The organism is Methylobacterium sp. 092160098-2 (genome assembly GCF_028920805.1).
Taxonomy (GTDB): Bacteria; Pseudomonadota; Alphaproteobacteria; order Rhizobiales; family Beijerinckiaceae; genus Methylobacterium; species Methylobacterium fujisawaense.
In genome coordinates, this window is the sequence record NZ_JAQPZJ010000001.1 from 1,239,147 (window position 1) to 1,258,370 (window position 19,224).

Annotated in this window: 14 protein-coding genes; 5 read left to right on the top strand and 9 right to left on the bottom strand. The window is 70.1% G+C overall.

The annotated features are described in order from the left end of the window. Positions 1-27: 27 nt before the first annotated feature. Entirely contained in the window at positions 28-1,095 is a 1,068-nt protein-coding gene (locus PQI07_RS05720) for a spore photoproduct lyase family protein (protein ID WP_043387022.1), read from the bottom strand. A gap of 306 nt (positions 1,096-1,401) precedes the next feature. Here PQI07_RS05720 and PQI07_RS05725 point away from each other — a divergent pair, with 306 nt between their 5' ends. Next, positions 1,402-3,315, top strand: coding sequence for a putative bifunctional diguanylate cyclase/phosphodiesterase (locus PQI07_RS05725; RefSeq protein WP_274926235.1), 1,914 nt, complete (start codon positions 1,402-1,404; stop codon positions 3,313-3,315). A gap of 33 nt (positions 3,316-3,348) precedes the next feature. Here PQI07_RS05725 and PQI07_RS05730 read toward each other — a convergent pair whose 3' ends face one another. After that, positions 3,349-3,573, bottom strand: coding sequence for a hypothetical protein (locus PQI07_RS05730; RefSeq protein WP_043355250.1), 225 nt, complete (start codon positions 3,571-3,573; stop codon positions 3,349-3,351). 843 nt (positions 3,574-4,416) lie between these two features. On the opposite strand from PQI07_RS05730, the gene PQI07_RS05735 reads away from it, so the two are divergent. The 3 genes from PQI07_RS05735 (at position 4,417) to PQI07_RS05745 (ending at position 9,565) form a co-directional block, all read left to right on the top strand. After that, positions 4,417-6,006, top strand: coding sequence for a TolC family outer membrane protein (locus PQI07_RS05735; protein WP_051045025.1), 1,590 nt, complete (start codon positions 4,417-4,419; stop codon positions 6,004-6,006). A gap of 197 nt (positions 6,007-6,203) precedes the next feature. Further along, positions 6,204-6,734: a PopZ family protein gene (locus PQI07_RS05740; protein ID WP_043355243.1), complete on the top strand. Its 531-nt coding sequence runs from the start codon at positions 6,204-6,206 to the stop codon at positions 6,732-6,734. Positions 6,735-6,847: 113 nt separating this feature from the next. Continuing rightward, positions 6,848-9,565, top strand: a complete 2,718-nt coding sequence (locus tag PQI07_RS05745) for a valine--tRNA ligase (RefSeq protein ID WP_274926236.1) — start codon at positions 6,848-6,850, stop codon at positions 9,563-9,565. 85 nt (positions 9,566-9,650) lie between these two features. On the opposite strand, the gene PQI07_RS05750 is transcribed toward PQI07_RS05745, so the two are convergent. Next, complete coding sequence (locus PQI07_RS05750; RefSeq protein ID WP_182591190.1) at positions 9,651-10,016, bottom strand: hypothetical protein; 366 nt, start codon at positions 10,014-10,016, stop codon at positions 9,651-9,653. 327 nt (positions 10,017-10,343) lie between these two features. Here PQI07_RS05750 and PQI07_RS05755 point away from each other — a divergent pair, with 327 nt between their 5' ends. Continuing rightward, on the top strand, positions 10,344-11,870 hold the full coding sequence (locus PQI07_RS05755) for a Do family serine endopeptidase (protein WP_043355239.1): 1,527 nt from the start codon (positions 10,344-10,346) through the stop codon (positions 11,868-11,870). Between the two features lie 175 nt (positions 11,871-12,045). On the opposite strand, the gene PQI07_RS05760 is transcribed toward PQI07_RS05755, so the two are convergent. The 6 genes from PQI07_RS05760 to hpnA all read right to left on the bottom strand — a co-directional run bounded on the left by PQI07_RS05760 (position 12,046) and on the right by hpnA (position 19,077). Then, positions 12,046-12,744, bottom strand: coding sequence for a phosphorylase (locus PQI07_RS05760; RefSeq protein ID WP_043387061.1), 699 nt, complete (start codon positions 12,742-12,744; stop codon positions 12,046-12,048). Positions 12,745-12,966: 222 nt separating this feature from the next. Beyond that, positions 12,967-14,964: a squalene--hopene cyclase gene (shc, locus tag PQI07_RS05765; RefSeq protein WP_043387030.1), complete on the bottom strand. Its 1,998-nt coding sequence runs from the start codon at positions 14,962-14,964 to the stop codon at positions 12,967-12,969. Positions 14,965-15,006: 42 nt separating this feature from the next. After that, positions 15,007-16,308, bottom strand: a complete 1,302-nt coding sequence (gene hpnE / locus PQI07_RS05770; RefSeq protein WP_111473208.1) for a hydroxysqualene dehydroxylase HpnE — start codon at positions 16,306-16,308, stop codon at positions 15,007-15,009. After that, the gene (gene hpnD, locus PQI07_RS05775; protein ID WP_043355230.1) at positions 16,308-17,159 is read right to left on the bottom strand and encodes a presqualene diphosphate synthase HpnD; all 852 of its coding nucleotides are present in this window, start codon (positions 17,157-17,159) and stop codon (positions 16,308-16,310) included. Before hpnD ends, hpnE begins: the two co-directional genes overlap by 1 nt. Continuing rightward, on the bottom strand, positions 17,156-18,052 hold the full coding sequence (gene hpnC, locus PQI07_RS05780) for a squalene synthase HpnC (RefSeq protein ID WP_075381358.1): 897 nt from the start codon (positions 18,050-18,052) through the stop codon (positions 17,156-17,158). Before hpnC ends, hpnD begins: the two co-directional genes overlap by 4 nt. Next, positions 18,049-19,077, bottom strand: a complete 1,029-nt coding sequence (hpnA, locus tag PQI07_RS05785; RefSeq protein ID WP_043346872.1) for a hopanoid-associated sugar epimerase — start codon at positions 19,075-19,077, stop codon at positions 18,049-18,051. Before hpnA ends, hpnC begins: the two co-directional genes overlap by 4 nt. Between the last annotated feature and the right edge of the window lie 147 nt (positions 19,078-19,224).

Here is a 19,224-nt window from a genome sequence, read left to right on the forward strand (position 1 = left end):
GCGGCGGGAAGTTCAGCGACCGGGGCCTCAGAACGCGTAGCGCACGGTGCAGTAGGGCATGGCCTCGGCCAGCAGGGCCTTGAACCGGACGAGCCACCGGCCCTTCCAGCCGGCCCGGTAGCGCAGGTTCGTGCCCCCGCCCTCGGAAACCTTCGCCTCCTGAATGTCCGGCCGCCAGAGCAGGTCCTCGGCCTTCGGGTGCCAGCCGAGATTGACCGCATGCAGATCCGCATTGTGGGTCAGCATGATGATCTCGCACTTGAGCTGCGCCTTGGCGGCGTCGGACAGGGTCGCGTCGATCTCGGCAAACAGGGCCCGCCAGTCCGCCTCCCAGTCCTCGTACAGGATCACGGGCGAGAAATTGACGTGGACTTCGTAGCCGGCGGCCACGAAGTCGTCGATGGCGGCGATCCGCTCCGGGATCGGGGCGGTGCGCACGTCCACGATCCGGGCGATCCGCGCCGGCATGAGCGAGAAGCGGATCCGCGTCTTGCCTTGCGGATCGTAGGCCAGGAGATCGCGGTTCACGGCCTTGGTGGCGAAGGAGGCCTTGGCGTTGGGCAGGGTGCGGAACAGCGCGATCAGGGCGCGTACGCCGCCACTGACCGCCGCATCCACCGAGAGGTCGCCGTTCTCGCCGATGTCGTAGACCCAGTATTCCGGATCGATCGGATCCGGCGCCGACAGGCGTCCCTGACGGCCGGCGTGCCGGGCGATCGCCGCGCAGGCCTGCTCGACGTTCACGAACAGCGAGATCGGGTTGGAGAAGCCCTTGCGGCGCGGCACGTAGCAATAGGCGCAGGCCATGGCGCAGCCGTTGGAGGTCGAGGGCGCGATGAAATGGGCGCTCCGGCCGTTGGGACGCATCGCGAGACCCTTCTTCACGCCGAGGACCAGGGTCGAGCGCTTGATCCGCACCCAATCCTCCACCGATCCCGCATTGCCGTGGAGTTCCGGGATGTTCCAGTGCGACGGCACGACGATGCGCTCGGCGTCCGGGAAACGGGCCAGGATCTCCCCGCCGAGCGGAAAGTCGCGGACGGCAGGCTCGTGGTAGATCGTCCGGATATCGAGCAGGTCGCGGGTGAGGGCCATGGACGATCCGGGGCCCGGGAGCGGCCCGGGTGTCGATATGGTGCTTTCGGGCGCGGCCGGAATGCCCCGCGCGCCGGCGCTTCTGCGCATCCGCAGCGCGAAAAGATCGAGATCGCTTGCGGTGGTCGATGATCGTTCAACGATATCTAACGATTCGCTGTCATGAGTCGCTCAGCTTTGAGTGGACATATGATGATCGCTTGGGACCAGGAGAGATCCGGGCCAGGCTCACCCGGCTCCGGTGAATCTCTCGACCCTGCGGATCCGAGGTGGGACGCGCTGGTCCGGCGGGACCAGCTCGAGGCCATGCGCGGGACCGTGCTGGCGGCCATCCCCGTCAACATGCTGCTCGGGCTGGCGAGCATCCTGGTCGCCTATCGGAGCGGGCACGGCGCCCTGGGGGCCGCCTGGTTTGCGGCATCGACCTGCGTCAATCTCCTGCGGATCGTGCTGTGTCGGATCCCCTGCCTCGGCCTCGCGCTGACCGCCGACATGACGCCGAGCCTGGCCGCGACCGCCGCGCGCTCCGTCGACCGGCACCTGCGCGTCTGCACGCTCGCGGCGTTTCTCTCCGGCCTGGTCTGGGCTTGCCAGCCGCTCCTGTCCGCCGGCTACACCTCGCCCGAGACCCTGTTCTATCTCACGATCACCTGCGGCGTGACCGCCGGGGCGGTGACGCACGGGATTGCCTATGCGCGCATTCCGATCGCCTTCATCGCTCTGCCGCTGCTGTCGGTCTCCGTCTGCCTGACCTATGCGGGTGACTTCGACCGCAACTGCCTTGCGGCCTGCGTCGCCCTCTACCTCGTGGCGCTGACGCACACCGCGTTCCGGAGCCAGGCCGTGTTCCGCGAGGCGAGCCGGCTCAAGAACGAGGCCCATGCCCTCGCCCGGTCGCGGGCCGAAGCGCATGCCAGCGCCAGCGCCCTCGTCGACGAGATGCGGTGGCGCGCCACGCACGACGACCTCACCGGCCTGCTGAACCGCGCGGGATTCCTCCAGGCGGCGGAGAGCCGGCTCCACAGCGGGACGCTCAGCCTGCTGCTGCTCGACCTCGACGGCTTCAAGTTCGTCAACGACGTCTACGGACACAAGGCGGGCGACCGGGTGCTCGTCGAAGTGGCGCGCCGGCTGAGGGATGCGCTGCCGGAGAACGGCCTTGCGGCCCGGCTCGGCGGCGATGAATTCGCCGTGCTTTACGATCCCGCCACCTCCGGTCTGGCCCACGACGTCATGGCGGCCAACTTCATCACGGCCGTGGCACACCCGTTCGACGGTTTCGACGCGGGCCGGCTCGGGGTCAGCATCGGCGTCCATGCCGGTCCGGAGCCCAGTCTGACCGAGATGCTGAGCTGCGCCGACGAGGCCCTCTACGCCGCGAAGGCGGGAGGCCGGAATCGCTTCCGGGTGTTCGATGCGGGCCTGCGCGAGGGCCTGCAGATGCGGCGCGACCTGGAGCGCGACCTGTCGCAGGCCCTGGTCGAGAACGCGCCCAGGGTCTGGTTTCAGCCGATCTACGCCGCGGATGGCCACACGCTGGTCGGGCTGGAGGCGCTGATCCGCTGGGAGCATCCGCGGCTCGGCTGGATCGCCCCGCCGGACCTGATCGCCGCCGCCGCGATGGCGGGCCTGACCGAATCGCTGCTCCGCTACATCCTTGAGCAGGTCTGCGCGATGCTGGAAATCCTGCGCAGCCGTGGCCTCGATGGGGTCCGCGTGGCGATGAACGTCTCGCCCCGGGAGATGGCGCAGGTTCCGGTGGACGAGATCATCATCGAGCGCCTGGGCCTGCTCGACCTGCCGCCCACCATGCTCGAGATCGAGATCACCGAGGAGACCGCCCTCGACATCGGCGCGGTTCAGGGGAAGCTGCAGGCCCTGTCGCGCGCCGGCATCCGGATCACCCTGGACGATTTCGGCATCGGCTACTCGTCGCTCTCCTCCCTGCGGCAGCTCAAGGCGGATCGGATCAAGATCGACCGGAGTTTCGTGACCGGGCTCGGCACATGCGACGACAAGCGCGGGCTCGTCCTCGCCGTCCTGGGCCTCGGGCGCCTGCTCGGTCTCGACGTCGTGGCGGAGGGCGTGGAATCGGTCGACGACCTGCACATCCTCCAGGCGATGGGTTGCCCGTTCCTGCAGGGCTATTATCTCGGCCGTCCGATGCCGGTGGAGGCCCTGGAAGACACGCTGCTCGTCACGCGCATCGCGGCGGCCTGAAACCCGCAGTCGCCGCGGAGCTTCCGAACCGGATCAGAAGCGCTTCGCGCCCGCCGGCCGGCGGCGCAGGAACCGGCGCGTCGCCGCGCGCCACAGGCGGTCGGGAACTCCGTAGAGCCAGACCAGCCCGGCGACCACGGCGACCGCCAGCAGGAACAGCCACGCCAGACATTCGAGGACGGGACCCGGTGCCGGCCCGGACTCCGCCCGGTCATACCAGAGGGGATCGGTGTCCCAGGGCGGATCGTTCTCGTCCACGATGAAACCCTCCACCACGGCGCCGCCCCGCTGACCCGGATGTTCGCACGGTGATGGCCGACGGATCGCCGGCCGCTCAGGCTTACAGGGCCTTTGGATCCGTTCCGCGCACCGACCCGAACGACCGGCACCGAACCGGCCCGGTGAGTGGACGCTACTGCCGGGGTCCGATTCCATCGAATACTCAATTCGGACGACACCCCGCGCCGGAACATCCTGTTCCGACCGGATCAACCCGTACGCTGTCGTCCCGCCCGCGTGACACGTCCCCTCGGTGGCCGGAATGGTCGCGGATCCTGCGAGATGCGACGACCGTGCGGCGGTCGATGGCGGCGGTCGATGGCGGCCGTGGATGGCGGCTCTGTCGGCCGCCTGCCTTGCGCGCCCGCGAGCCGGTCCCGAACCGGGCCGTGAACGCGACGCCCGACATCCGCCTCCCGCCACAAATCGGGGCCCGAAACCCGGCTCCCCTCCCGGGCGGCAAGGCTGGCCCCGTCTCGGGCAGCGCGCGGACGTTGCTGATCCACAGCCATTTATATTTGCACCGATACCGTATTCGGGACGGCACTTACCGTAACAGCCCAGCACGCGGGGTAACGGAGACCGGATGTGTCACCTTAATGCCCCAACGCCGGACTTTCCGCCGCCATCCCTAAGCCGGGGCGAGCCAAAGCGCCCGGTTTGCGCTAAGCGTGACGGTGGGGCGGGCTTGATCGGAGACGAGCGAAACGCCGTACCTTGGCCGTTTTCGTCTCGGACATCCGAACCGAAAGAGACCGCAAGGGCTTGTTCATCGTGACACGACGTCCACAAGCGAGTTGCTCGACATTCCGTTTGGTCGGGATGGTCTCCGGGCTCGCGATTCTGGCAGCGATGCCGGCGTCTGCCGAGACACTCGAAAGCGCGCTCGCGAAAGCCTATCAGGGCAATCCAAGCCTCAACGCCAGCCGCGCCGGCGTGCGCGCGACCGACGAGAGCGTCGCGATCGCGCAGTCGGGCTATCGCCCCCAGGTCAATCTCGGGGCGCAGATCGGCGTCCAGTACCTTCAGACCCGCAGCTCCAGCACCGCCGCGGCCGCGGCAGGCTCGGCCAGCACCGGCACGTCGGCGACCGGCACAGCCGGTCTCGGGGGCACCACGGGCGGCGTTACGGGCGGCACCGGGATCGGCGTCGGAACGAGCACGACGGGTGTCGGCACGACCGACATCGGAGCGGGCTCGTCCGGCGTGGCCGGCACGTCGGCGACCAGCGGAGCCGGGGCGACATCGAGCACGGCTGAGATCGCCTCGGCCCAGACCATCACCTCCAAGCGGACTGTCCGGACCACCTACCTGCCGAGCACCGCGAGCCTGACCGTCTCGCAGACGCTGTTCAACGGCTTCCAGACGGACAACCTGACCCGCCGCGCCGAGTCGACCGTGTACAGCCAGCGCGAGACGCTGCGCTACACGGAGCTGACCGTGCTCTACAACGCCGTTCAGTCGTACATGAACGTGCTCAGCAACACGGCGACGCTGGAACTCAACCGGAACAACGTCGAGGTCTTGGAGGAGCAGCTGCGCCAGACGCGCGACCGCTTCAACGTCGGCGAGGTGACGCGGACCGATGTCGCCCAGGCCGAGGCCCGTCTCGCGGGTGCCCGCTCGCAGGTGAGCGCGGCGGAATCGGCCCTGCGGACGAGCATCGGCATCTACCGGCAGAATATCGGTGTCGAGCCGCGCCAGCTTGCGCCCGGCCGGCCGCTGGACCGGTTCGTTCCGCACAGCCTGGACGCCGCCATCGCCATCGGCCTCCGCGAGCATCCGCAGATCGTGTCGGCGATCCACGCGGTCGACGCGGCCGAATCGCAGGTGAAGGTGCTGGAAGGTCAGCTGGCGCCGCAGGTCAGCCTGCAGGGCTCCCTCAGTCAGGTCTACGACCAGACCGGCCCGAACCAGAGCTTCTTCGTCGGATTCGTGGGCGGCCGGCTGAACATCCCGATCTACGAGGGCGGCCAGACCTACGCGCAGATCCGGCAGGCGAAGGAGACAGTCGGCCAGACGCGCATCCAGGTGGATCAGGTCCGCGATCAGGTCCGCGCCCAGATCGTCGATTTCTGGGGTCGCCTGGAAGCCGCCAAGGCCCAGGTCATCGCCGCCCAGGCCCAGGTCCAGGCCAACGAGGTGGCGCTGAACGGCGTGCGCGAGGAGGCCCGCGTCGGCCAGCGCACCACCCTCGACGTGCTGAATGCGCAGCAGGAATTGCTGAACTCCCGCGTGAACCTCATCGTCGCCCAACGCGACCGCGTGATCTTCTCCTACGGCGTGGTCCAGGCGATCGGGCAACTCACCGCGCGGTTCACGGCACTGCCGGTCGAATATTACAGCGCCAAGGTCCACTTCGATCAGGTCAAGGATCTGTGGTTCGGTCTGCGCACGCCGGACGGTCGCTGAGGGCTTTTCCACGGGGAGTGTGTTGCGGGCACGCTTGCCGCCACGAAACGGCATGGAATACTGATTGAACAACGATCCGATCGGGTCGCGTTCCAGTCTCCCATGCCCGAGTGCGCCTGCCGATGAGTGCAGCAAGCCCAAAGATCCCGGACACGAAATTCCAGGACAAGGCTGCCGATAAGGCGCACGAGCCTTCGATGGAAGAGATCCTCGCGTCGATCCGCAGGATCATCGCCGACGATCAGGCCGCCAAGCCCGCCGAGACGACGGTCGCGCCGGAGCCCGATGACGTGCTCGACCTCGCTGAGGTCGCCGAGCCGGTGACGCGCCCGCGCGTGGTCGAGCCGGAGCCGGAGCCGGAACCTGCTCCGGACCTGCTCGATTTCGACGCGATCGACTTCGAGGACCCGGTCGCCGCGGCACCGGAGCCCGATCCGATCCCGGAACCGCCGGCACCACCGCGGCCGCAGCCCGTGCTCCAGGCCGTGCGCGCGCCGGAACCGGAGCCGGAGCGGGAGGCCCTGGTCTCCCCGGCGACCGACGCCAGCGTCAGCGGCGCGTTCAACCTGCTGGCCCATACGGTGCTGACGCAGAACGCCCGGACCCTGGAGGATCTCGTCAAGGAGATGCTCCGGCCGATGCTGAAATCCTGGCTCGACGACAACCTGCCGGCCGTGGTCGAGCGCCTCGTGCGCGCCGAGATCGAGCGGGTCTCGCGCGGCCGCTGAGCCGGCGGCCTGGGTACGGTGGCCGCGAGCCGCCGTCCGCGTGTTGACGGGAGCGGCGTGACGGTCGAAAGCGGGGCCAACCCCGTTTGGACAAGCGCCGGCCCGTACCCGCGATGATGGACAAGACCTTCGAGCCCACCTCCGTCGAGGCGCGGATTTCCGCCGCCTGGGCCGAGGCGGACGCCTTCCGCGCCGGCCGGCCCGAGCGCGCCGGGGCTCCGCCGTACTGCATCGTGATCCCGCCGCCGAACGTGACGGGCTCGCTGCATATGGGCCACGCCCTCAACAACACCCTGCAGGACATCCTCTGCCGCTTCGAGCGCATGCGCGGCAAGGACGTGCTCTGGCAGCCGGGGACGGACCATGCCGGCATCGCCACCCAGATGGTGGTCGAGCGGCGGATGATGGAGCATCAGGAGCCCGGTCGCCGCGAGATCGGCCGCGCGGCCTTCGTCGAGAAGGTCTGGGCCTGGAAGGCGGAATCCGGCGGCGCGATCGTCAACCAGCTGAAGCGGCTGGGCGCCTCCTGCGACTGGTCCCGCGAGCGCTTCACCATGGACGAGGGCCTGAGCCGGGCCGTCCTCAAGACCTTCGTCGACCTGCACCGGCAGGGCTTGATCTACCGCGACAAGCGGCTGGTGAACTGGGACCCGAAGTTCCAGACCGCGATCTCGGACCTGGAGGTCCAGCAGATCGAGACGAAGGGCCATCTCTGGCACTTCGACTATCCGGTCGTCGACGAGACCGGAACCGAGACCGGGGCGGTCATCACGGTGGCGACCACCCGTCCTGAGACGATGCTGGGCGATACCGGCGTCGCGGTCCATCCCGAGGACGAGCGGTATACGGCGCTGGTCGGCAAGCGCGTGCGCCTGCCGCTGGTCGGGCGGCTGATCCCGATCGTCGCCGACACCTACTCGGACCCGGAAAAGGGGACGGGCGCGGTCAAGATCACCCCCGCCCACGACTTCAACGATTTCGATGTCGGCCGCCGCCAGGGGCTCGGCGTGATCAACGTCCTCGATCCCGAGGGGCGGATGCTGCTCGAGGGCAATGCGGCCTTCCTCGACGGGACCTCGCCCGAACCGGAGGCCCTGGCGCTCCACGGCCTCGACCGGGCCCAAGCCCGCAAGGCGGTGGTCGCGCTGATGGAGGCGCGCGGGCTCCTGCGCGCGACCGAGGCGAACACCCACGCGGTCCCGCACGGCGACCGGTCCGGCGTGGTCATCGAGCCCTACCTGACCGACCAGTGGTACGTGAACGTCAAGCCGCTCGCGGAGCGCGCCCTCCAGGCGGTGCGCGACGGGCAGACCAAGTTCGTGCCCGAGAACTACGAGAAGATCTTCTTCCAGTGGCTCACCAACATCGAGCCCTGGTGCATCTCGCGCCAGCTCTGGTGGGGCCACCAGATTCCGGTCTGGTACGACGCGGAGGGCGGCATCTTCGTCGCCGAGAGCGAGGCGGAAGCGCTGGAAGCGGCCGAGGCGAAGCACGGCCGCTCCGTCGCGCTGACCCGCGACGAGGATGTCCTCGACACGTGGTTCTCCTCGGCCCTCTGGCCGTTCTCGACCCTCGGCTGGCCGGATTCGACCCCGGAACTCGGCCGCTTCTACCCGACCAACACCCTGGTGACCGGCAAGGACATCCTGTTCTTCTGGGTCGCCCGGATGATGATGATGGGCCTGCACCTCACCGACCGGGCCCCGTTCGACACGGTCTACCTGCACACCCTGGTGCGGGACGCGTCGGGGGCGAAGATGTCGAAGTCGAAGGGCAACGTCGTCGATCCGCTGGAGCTGATCGATCAGGTCGGCGCCGACGCCCTGCGCTTCACCCTCTGCGCGCTGGCCGTCCAGGGCCGCGACATCAAGCTGTCCACCGACCGGGTCCAGGGCTACCGCAACTTCGCGACCAAGCTCTGGAACGCTGCCCGCTTCGCCGAGCTGAACGGCTGCCGCCTGGATCCGGCCTTCGATCCGCGCTCCGCCACCGGCGCGATCAACCGCTGGGCGCTCACCGAGGCCGCGCGCGCGGTCGACGAGGTCACGGGTGCCCTCGAGGCCTTCCGCTTCAACGACGCCGCGGCGGCCGCCTATCGCTTCGTCTGGAACATCTTCTGCGACTGGTATCTCGAACTCGCCAAGCCCGTGCTCCAGGGCGAGGGCGTCGACCCCGCGATCCGGGCCGAGACACAGGCGAGCGTGGCGTTCCTGATCGATCAGGTCGCCAAGCTGCTGCACCCGTTCATGCCCTTCCTCACGGAGGAGCTGTGGGCGATCAAGGGGGCCGAGCTGCCGGAGCGGGGCCTTCTGACCCTGGCCTCTTGGCCGGACCTCGGCGGCCTCGCCGATGCGGCCGCGGAGGCCGAGGTCGGGTTCGTGGTCGATCTCGTCAGCCAGATCCGCTCGGCGCGGTCCGAGACCAATGTCCCGGCCGCCGCGCAGATCCCGCTGGTGATGGTCGGCGCGGCCCCGGAGGTCCGGGCGCGGGTGGAGGCATGGCGGGACACGCTGCTGCGCCTCGCGCGCCTGTCGGACATCACCTTCGCGGAGGCGCCGCCGAAGAACTCGGTTCAGCTGCTGGTGCGCGGGAGCGTCGCCGCACTGCCCCTGGAAGGCGTCGTCGATCTCGCCGCCGAGGTCGCCCGCCTGAAGAAGGAGCAGGGCAAGGCGCAGGGCGAGATCAAGAAGATCGACGCCAAGCTCGGCAATGCCGACTTCGTGGCCCGGGCGCCCGAGGAGATCATCGAGGAGAACCGGGAGCGTCGCGACAGCGAGGCGGCGCGGCTGGTGAAGATCGAGGAGGCTCTGGTCCGGCTCAGCGGGGACTGAGCGCCCGTCCCGGGCCGCTGAGGCCCGGGCTCGGCGCCCTGCGCCGGCGGGACCGGCAGCGCGCCGTCACCCGGACGGCCAAGCGTCAGCGGCGGGTGCCGAGGGTGCCGGTGAAGGCCCGCGGCCCGGCCCAGTTGGCGGCCGACGCGTCGTTCGGGCTCCAGAACCCGTCCTGCGACGCGGCCCGCGGATGCGTGGAATAGTCCGGCGGAACATAGCCGCCGGCCTGGTTCCAGTAGCCGGGCCGCAGGTGGGGCGCCGACTTGGCGGTGCGATCGTCGCCGGGGCGGCGCGTATCGACCCCGTATGTCCTCTTGGACCCGCCGCGCGGCGCGTGATCTGCCACGGCGGGCTTCGCGTCAAAGTAGTCGCGGTAATCCGCGTACGAGTCGGCCGCCAGCGCGCCGACAGTCGGCCCGAAGAACATGGCGGCGGCCAACAGCGTCTTCATTGCAATCCCCTCTGCCTGAACACTGGGATCGAGCAACGCCGAAACTTATGCCGGCCTGCCGAACTCAGCGGGATTTAAGGCCGACCCTCGGAAATCGCGGTGTCGGACAGCACAGGCCTGGGCCTGTCCCGTGCCGCATCGAGGCGTCGCACTCTTCCGATCGCAGGCCACCGCCGGGATCGCGATGGGGCTCCGCGACCGCTTGGCCACCTGTCCAAACGGTAATCTGACCGCCACGCCCGGGTCAGGCGGCGCTCTCTAGACAGATCCCATCGACGGCCGCGACCGCAGGCGTCGTCCCGATCAGTTTCGAGAGGTTGAGCCCCCATGACCGAGACCCGTCCCACTGGCCGCACCTCGCGCCGCGCCCTCGCCTCCGTGGCGGCGGCGGCGCTGATCGCCGGCGGTGCCATTGGCAGCGGCTATCTGCCGAGTGCGACTCCGGCCTACGCGCAGGCCCTTCCGAAATCCCCGATCGAGGCCCCCGAGCATCCGCCGGGCTCGTTTGCCGGCATCGTCAACAAGGTGAAGCCGGGCGTCGTCTCGGTGAAGGTCAAGCTCGACGACTCCGCGAGCAGCGACGACGATGACGGCCCGAGCCAGGGCCGCAACCTTCAGAATGTGCCGCCGCAGCTGCGCGAGTTCTTCAAGCGCTTCGGCCAGAACGGCCCCGGCGGGATGCAGCCCCAGCGCCAGGGTCCGCGCGGCGCGGTCGGCTCCGGCTTCATCATCTCGGCCGACGGCTACGTGGTCACCAACAACCACGTCGTCGATCACGCCAAGACCGTGCAGGTGACCCTGGACGACGGCCGCACCCTCGACGCGAAGGTCATCGGCAAGGATCCCAAGACCGACGTCGCTCTGCTGAAGATCACCGAGGGCTCGAACTTCCCCTACGTGCAGTTCGGCAAATCCGCGCCTCAGGTCGGCGACTGGGTTGTGGCGATCGGTAACCCCTTCGGCCTCGGCGGCACCGTGACCGCCGGCATCGTCTCGGCCCGCGGCCGCGACATCGGCGCCGGTCCGTACGACGACTTCCTGCAGATCGACGCGCCCATCAACAAGGGCAACTCAGGCGGCCCGACCTTCAACGTCAACGGCGAGGTCGTCGGCGTCAACACCGCCATCGCGTCCCCGTCGGGCGGCAGCGTCGGCCTCGCCTTCGCGATCCCGGCCGAGACCGTTCAGGCGGTGGTCGATCAGCTCCGGACCGACGGCAAGGTCGCCCGCGGCTACCTGGGCGTCCAGATCCAGCCCGTGACGCAGGACATCGCCGAGGGCCTGGGCCTCGACAAGGCCAAGGGGGCGCTCGTCGACCATGCCGAGAACGGCACCCCCGCGGCCAAGGCCGGGCTGAAGGCCGGTGACGTGATCGAGAAGGTCAACGGCGACACGGTGGACAGCGCCCGCGAGCTGTCGCGCAGGATCGCCGGCATGAAGCCCGGCGCCAAGGTCGAGCTGAGCTACCTGCGTGGTGGCAAGTCCGACACCGCCACGGTGACGCTGGGCACGATGCCGACCGACGGCACGAAGATGGCGAGCCGTGACGAGGATTCGAGCAACGGCCAGCCGCGGCTCGGCCTGCAGCTCGCTCCGGCCGGCGATGTCGGTCTGTCGGATCAGGGTGTTGCGGTGGTGCAGGTCGATCCCGACGGGCCGGCTGCCGCCAAGGGTATCGAGGCGGGTGACGTGATCCTCGATGTCGGCGGCCAGAGCGTGTCCCGTCCGTCGGATGTGGCGACGCAGATCCGGGCGGCCGAGTCGAGCGGACGCAAGGCCGTGCTGATGCGGGTGAAGAGCGGCAAGGGCCAGACCCGGTTCGTGGCGGTCTCGCTCAACAAGAAGGACGGCTGAGGCCGGCTCCTCCCGGCGCGGGGCCCCTCCCCCGCGCCGCCGCGTGGTGACCTCCGACTGGCGCCGGCCGAACAGGCCGGCGCCTTTTGTCGTCCCTCACGATGGTCCTGGCGCGCACTGGGAAGCGAGAAACCGGCCTGCTTCGCGTCCGCTGGCAGAAACGGGCTCTGACGTCTCAGCGCTCCGCAGCCGGTATTCCCAGCCCCGGTCCGAGCCGGGCGCGACAGCGTCCAAGCGACGCGAAGGCCGCATTGGAGTCACGGGCCAACCGCATCAGGTCCCCCAGCCGTGCCCGGCCGCGGGCGAAGGCGAAGAACACCGCCGCAATGTCGGGTTCACCGTCCGCCGTGAGCGCCTGTGCGGCGAAGGCGGGCAGCGCCTGACCGGCCGGATCGCAGATCACGCGCAGCGCCGCGAAGGGCACGCCGTGCCGGCCCGCGAAGGACGCAGCCACGTGCGATTCCATGTCGACGGCGGCCGCGCCGGAGGTCGCCCGCAGATCGGTCTTGCCCTCGACGGAGAGCACGGCCGTATCGACACCGGCCAGATCGGCGGCGATCACCCGCGCGCCGGAACCGGACAGGAGATTGAGGAGCGCCGCCGAGAGGTCGAGATCGGCGGCACGCCGCCCGTCTTCGCTCACCACGCCGGTACCGACGACGACGTCACCCGGCTTGAGAGAGGGATCGAGCCCCCCCGCGATGCCGAAGCTCACAACCGCCCGGCAGCCGGAGGAGACGCGCGCGTCGAGGAGGTGACGCAGGCGATGCGGGTTGCCGCCGGCCCCCACCGCCTCGACCCCCTCCCCCGCCGCCATGCGGCGCTCGCGGGCGAGGCCGGTGACGGCCAGGACGGGTGCGGTGGGATCGATCATGGCCCGCTGGTGGACCAGTCCGGCCAGGTCCGCAAGCCGGCGCGGACGTCGCGGCGGCGTCTGGGCCGGCTCCGGCGCGGAACGCGGTTCGCCCGGTCCCGCGGGGTCGCTGTCTGAGGAGGCCACGTCTGGAATACCGGGCTCGCAGATCGGTCGTCGGAACGGTCGAACGCGCTGCGATCCGGCGAGGCGCGACCGGCCCTGCGGGCCGGCCGCAGGCCGTCACATGCCGAACTGGACGCGCCGGCTGTTGCCGCGCTTGAGGTTGCGGAAGCGCGCCATCGCCCAGAGCGGGAAGAACTTCGGATAACCATGATACCGCAGGTAGAACACCCGCGGGAAGCCCGTGGCGGTGTAGCGCTCTTCCTTCCAGAACCCGTCCGCGCCCTGCGTGCGGGTCAGGAAGTTGATGCCCCGGGTGACGGCCGGATCGTCGACCGCGCCGGCCGCCATCAGGGCGAGCAGCGCCCAGGCGGTCTGCGAGGCGGTGGACGAACCGGGCTCGAAGGCCGGGTCGATCTTGTACGAGGAAGCGTCCTCACCCCAGCCGCCATCCGGATTCTGGATCCGGATCAGCCAGTTCACCGCCCGCTGGATGCGGGGATCGGCGGGATCGACACCCGCGGCGTTGAGGGCGCAGAGCACCGACCACGTGCCGTAGATGAAGTTCATGCCCCAGCGGCCGTACCAGGATCCGTCCTCTTCCTGGTCGTTCAGGAGGTAGTTCACGCCGCGGTCCAGGGCGCGGGAGGTCTCCCGGGTCTCGCCGAGCTGGGCGAGCATGCCGACCACGCGGGCGGTCACATCCGCGGTCGGTGGATCGAGCAGCGCGCCGTGATCCGAGAACGGGATGTGGTTGAGGTACATGTGGTTGTTGTCGGCGTCGAACGCCGCCCAGCCGCCGTCCTCCGACTGCAGCCCCTCGACCCATTCGCGGGCGCGGGCGATGGAGACCTTGTAGTCCGGCATGCCGGCGACCAGACCGTGCTGGCGCATGGCCCGGTCCATCGCCATCACCACCACGGCGGTGTCGTCGAGGTCGGGATAATGGGCGTTGGCGTACTGGAATGCCCAGCCGCCCGGCCGGACCTTCGGCTTGCGGGCCGCCCAATCCCCGACGATGTCGAGCACCTGCCGGGGCTTCAGCCAGTCGAGCCCGGCGCGGGCCTGGGCCTCGGCCTCGGGGCCGCCGGCTTCCAGGAGCGCGTGACTCGCCAGCGCCGTATCCCAGACCGGCGAGACGCAGGGCTGGACATAGGCCTCGTCGGCCTTCTCGACGACGAGCTTCTCGATGGCGTCGCAGGCGACGCGGACCTGCGGGTGATCGGGCCGGTAGCCCATCACCTCGTACATCAGCACCGAATTCACCATGGCGGGGAAGATGGCGCCCAGGCCGTCCTCGCCGTTCAGGCGCTCGCTCACCCAGGCACGGGCCATTTCCATGGCCCGCTGGCGGCTCTTGCGTGGCAGGTGGTTCTCGACCCGCTGGAGCACCCGGTCGATGAAGCCGAAGATCGGGGTCCAGGGCCAGGTGGCATGGGGCGAACCCGGCCACGAGCGGACGCTCTCCGGCGGCGTGATGAACAGCTCCTGCACGCTGATGCCCCGCGGGTTGCGGGCCCGGGGCTTGGTCGCCTGGAGCACGAACAGCGGCACCACGGTGGTGCGAGCCCAGTAGCTGATCTTGTCGAGGTGGAAGGGGAACCACTTCGGCAGGAACATCACCTCGACCGGCATCACCGGCACGGCGCGCCACGGCACCTCGCCGTAGAGCGCCAGCATGAAGCGGGTGAAGACATTGGCGTTGGCCGCGCCGCCGCGGGACAGGATGCCCTCGCGTGCCCGGCGCATGTGCGGCGCCTCGATGTCGTCGCCGATCATCTTCAGGGCGAAATACGCCTTGACCGTGCAGCTCATATCGAACGGCCCCTCGTGGACGAGGGCCCAGCCGCCGTGACGGCCCTGGGTGCGACGCAGGTAGGTGCCGATCTTGGCCTCGAGGTCGCCGGGGACCTGCGTGCCGCGGAAGTGGTGGAACAGGATGTACTCGGACGGGATGGTGGCATCCGCCTCGAGCTCGAAGCAGATATGCCCGTCGTCATGCGCCAAGTCGGTCAGCGCGCGCGTCGCCTGTGCCACGCCGCGCTCGACGTCCTCGAGCGCGATCCCCTGCGTCTTGGAGCGCTGCAGCGCCTCGACTTTGCTTACGGCCTCTCTCATAGTCCTCGCCTCGAACGACCGCCTCGCGGCGGACGCCATGCCTCAAGCTGCGCCGCGCGCTGGGGTTCCAGAGCGCACGACCGATGCCGCGCGCAAGGAACGCGCGGCCGTCTGGCCCGAACGGATCGCTCCCTCGATCGTCGATGGCAGGCCGGTCGCAGTCCAATCGCCTGCCAGGACGAGATTCTCGTAGGCGGTTTCGGCCCCCGAGCGCCGCGCGGCTTCTGCCGGCGTCGCCGCGAAGGTCGCACGCTTCTCCTTTACGATCTGCCAGCTGGGCAGATCCGGTGCAAGGTTGCACAACTGTGCGATCTCGGCCCAAATCTGCCGCGCGAGGTCTTCGCGGGGCACATCGAGAAGCCGGTCGGCACCGCTGATCGTGACCGAATACCGGTCCGGATAGGCGAAAAGCCACTCCGTGAGACTGTTGACGACGCCGAGGACGAGGGGGCTGCCGGGCTTCGGAGCGAGCGCGAAATGCGCGTTCACGATGGAGCGGAATTCCGTCGGGGCGAGGAGACCGGGCAACACTTCCCGGGCCACCCACGGGGGCAGCGCCAGCACGACGCCGTCCTCCGGGCCGAGGCTCTCGGCGCCATCCGCGAACACGAGCTGCCCGACGCGACCGTCCACGGTCTCGAGCCCGCGCAGGCGCCGGCCCAGGCGGATCTCGGAGCCGCGCGCGGTGAGATAGCGAATCGCCGGGTCGACGAAGGCGTAGGACAGGCCTTCCACGGCGACGAGGGGTCGGCAGGCCTTCCCGCCGGCGCCCAGGGTCTCGCGGAGGATCCGGGCCGCCAGCCCGACATCGCTGTCGCGGGGCTCGGTGTTGAGGGCGGCGAGCAGCACCGGATGCCAGAGGCGCCGGTAGAGCGGGCCCTCGCAGGCCATGTGCGCGCCGATGGTCCCGCCCGCGCCCTCCGCCTTGCCGGAGGCCGCCCGCAGGATGCCGAGGGGCGCCAGATAGTCCCGCGCCCGGGTGCCGGGAACGCGGCGCGCCGGGCTCATCACCCACCAGGGCAGCCGCCCGGCGTTGGGCCGCAGGCGCCAGCGCTCGCCCGTCTTCAGATCGGCGAAATCGAACTCCGCCGTGTCCGGACCCGTCAGCGCATCGGCCGGGGCACCGATGGTCCTGAGGAAGCCCAGGGCATCGGCATTGCCGGACAGCAGCAGGTGGTTGCCGTTGTCGATGGTCAGGCCGAGTGCCGGATCGTAGTACGAGCGGCAGCGGCCACCCGCCTGCTTGGCGGCCTCATGCAGGACCACCCGGACACCGGATTCCGCGAGGGCGACGGCGGCGGAGAGGCCGGCCAGGCCGGCGCCGACGACGTGGACGGTGCCCATCAGATCAGGCCGTGCCGGAGGACGACGCCCAGCAGCGCGAGCTTGCCGGGCTTCACCCGCGCCCGGGGCATCGCCCAGCCGCGGTCGACGACCGCCTTGAGATAGAGATGATAGGCCGCCGCCATCAGCCGGGCGGCCTTGGTGGCCTTGCGGGGGCTGCGGCGGATGATCTCCCAGGTCGCCTCGTAATGCTCCTCAGCCTCGCGGGCGAGGGAGATGCAGACCTCGCCGATGCGCGGGTGGCTGATCGCCTGGACCGGCGTCGGATCTGTGAGGCCGATCGCCTGGAGCTTCTCGCGCGGCAGGTAGAGCCGGCCGCGCTCCGCATCCTCGTCGATGTCGCGGAGGATGTTGGTGAGCTGGAGCGCCCGGCCCTGGTGCCACGCCAGCCGGATGCCGTCCGCCTCCGGCATGCCGAAGATCCGCACCGACAGCCGGCCGACCGCGCTTGCGACCCGGTCGCAGTAGAGGTCGAGGGTTTCGGCGTCGGGGGCGACGATGTCCTCGACGGCGTCCATGGCCATGCCGTCGATGACCGCCTGGAAATCCTCGCGCTTCAGGCTGAAGCGGCGCACGGGCTCCACGAGGTCGCGCACGCGCGGCGCGGGCCGGCCGGCGTAGAGCGCGTCGATATCGGCCCGCCAGCGGTCGAGCTCGGCCTGCCGCACGGCGCGGCTGCCGCCGTCATCGGCGACGTCGTCGACGGCGCGGCAGAAGGCGTAGACGGCATACATCGCCTCCCGCCGCTCCTTCGGCAGCAGGCGCATCGCCGTATAGAAGGAGGAGCCGGCGGCGGGCAGCGCCGGGGCGGCGCTCTCTGGGTTCTGGGCGGGCGTGGCGGTGGCGGTCACGAGCGGATTCCTTGAGCCGCGGCCCGGATCGTGCGCCCGCGGAAGGGCCGGCGTGCCAGGGTGGCGGCGACGCCACCCAGGGCCGTCAGGGCGAAGGCGGCCTTGCCGTGATGGACCTTCTCCGAGAGCGGGTCGCGCTCCAGCAGGCCCCGGCTCAGCACCACGGCGAGGCGGTGGATGGCGGCGATCTCCAGCGACAGGCGCAGGTCGTCGATCAGATCCGGCAGGACCGCGCCCTCGTCGAGGAGGTCGAGGCATCTCTGCGCCAGGTCGCGGATCACCGCCCGGAGTTGCGGCGGCGCCTTGGCCTCGCCGAGCATCGCCACCGTGGCGCCGTGCCGATCCAGGCAATCCTGCGGGAGGTAGACCCGGTCCAGGGCGGCGTAGTCCTTGCCGCAATCCTGAAGGTGGTTGATCACCTGAAGGGCCGCGCAGATGGCGTCGGAGGCCCCGTAGACCCGGGCCGGATCCTCGCCGTGCACGTCGAGGACGAAGCGCCCCACCGGCATGGCCGAATAGCGGCAGTAGTGGATCAGCTCATCCCAATCCGCGTATCGGCTCTTGCGGGCATCCATGCGGAACGCGTCGAGGAGTTCCAGGGCGTGGCGGGGCGGCAGGCCGCGGGCGGCGAGCTCGCGCTTGAGCGGCTCGGCCTCCGGATCGGACGGGCCGGCGCCGGTCAGCGAATCGGCCAGGCTGTCGAGGAGCGCGATCTTGCGCTCCGGCGACAGCTCCGCGTGATCGGCCACGTCGTCGCCGGCGCGGACGAAATTGTAGAAGGCCAGGATCGCGCCGCGATGGCGGGGGTGGATCAGGTGCGAGGCGACGGGGAAGTTCTCGTCGCGGTGCCCCTTGCCGGAACGGGTCGCGGTGGCGGATTCGAGGGTGCTCATGCGAGGTACCCCGCCTCACGGAACCACGTGATCGCGTCCGACAGGCCCTCGCGGTAGGGCCGGGCCGTGTAGCCGAGTTCGGCGCGCGCCTTCCGATCCGAGAAGAACATCCGGTACCGCGACATGCGGATGCCGTCGATCGTCGCGAAGGGCTGGTTTCCGGTGACCCGGGCGGCGAGCTGGGCGAAGAACGCGACGGGATAGACCACGGCCCGCGGCAGGTTCACGGTCGGCGGCTTGCGCCCGACCATGCCGGCGATGTCGGCGAGCATCTGCGACAGGAACACGTCCTCGCCGCCGAGGATGTAGCGCTCGCCCACCCGCCCCTTGCGGAGCGCCAGGAGATGGCCGTGGGCCACGTCGTCCACGTGAGCGAGGTTGAGCCCGGTATCCACGAAGGCCGGCATCTTGCCCAGCGCCGCCTCCTGGATGATCCGCCCGGTGGGCGTCGGCTTGACGTCGCGGGGGCCGATCGGCGTCGACGGGTTGACGATCACCGCCGGCAGGCCGTCCCGGGCGACCATCTCCTCGACCACCCGCTCGGCCACGACCTTGCTGCGCTTGTAGGCGCCGATGGCGGTCTCGGGCGTCAGCGGCATGGTTTCGTCGGAGGGCGTGACGCCGTCGGCCGGCGGCCGGATCGTCGCGACGCTCGATGTGTACACGACCCGCTCAACCCCGGCCTCCAGCGCCGCGCGCATCATCAGGCGCGTGCCGTCGCGGTTGGTGCGGACGATCTCTTCCATGTCCGGCGCCCACAGCCGGTAATCGGCGGCGGCGTGGATCAGGTAGCGCTGGCCGCGCATCGCCGCCGCCACGGCCGCCGGGTCGCGCATGTCGCCCTCGGCGATCTCCACGTCGGTCCAGGTGAGGTTGCGGCGCGGGCTCGACGCGCGCACGAGGATGCGCACCGGGAAGCCGGCCCGGCGAAAGACGTCGACCAGGGCTGAGCCGAGGAAGCCGCTCGCGCCGGTGATCAGCACGGGACCGACCTCGGAGGGGCCGGAAGATGGGGCCTCTGCCATCACGGATCTGGAGAATTACCGAACAACCAGCGCGGCCGGGGATCCCCAGCTGCGCCGCGCTTGTGTCATCGAACCGCCCGAGCGGCAAGCCGCGGTGCCCGTCGACGGATCCGGAGACCGATCGTGGCCGCCCCGCCGTACGCTCGC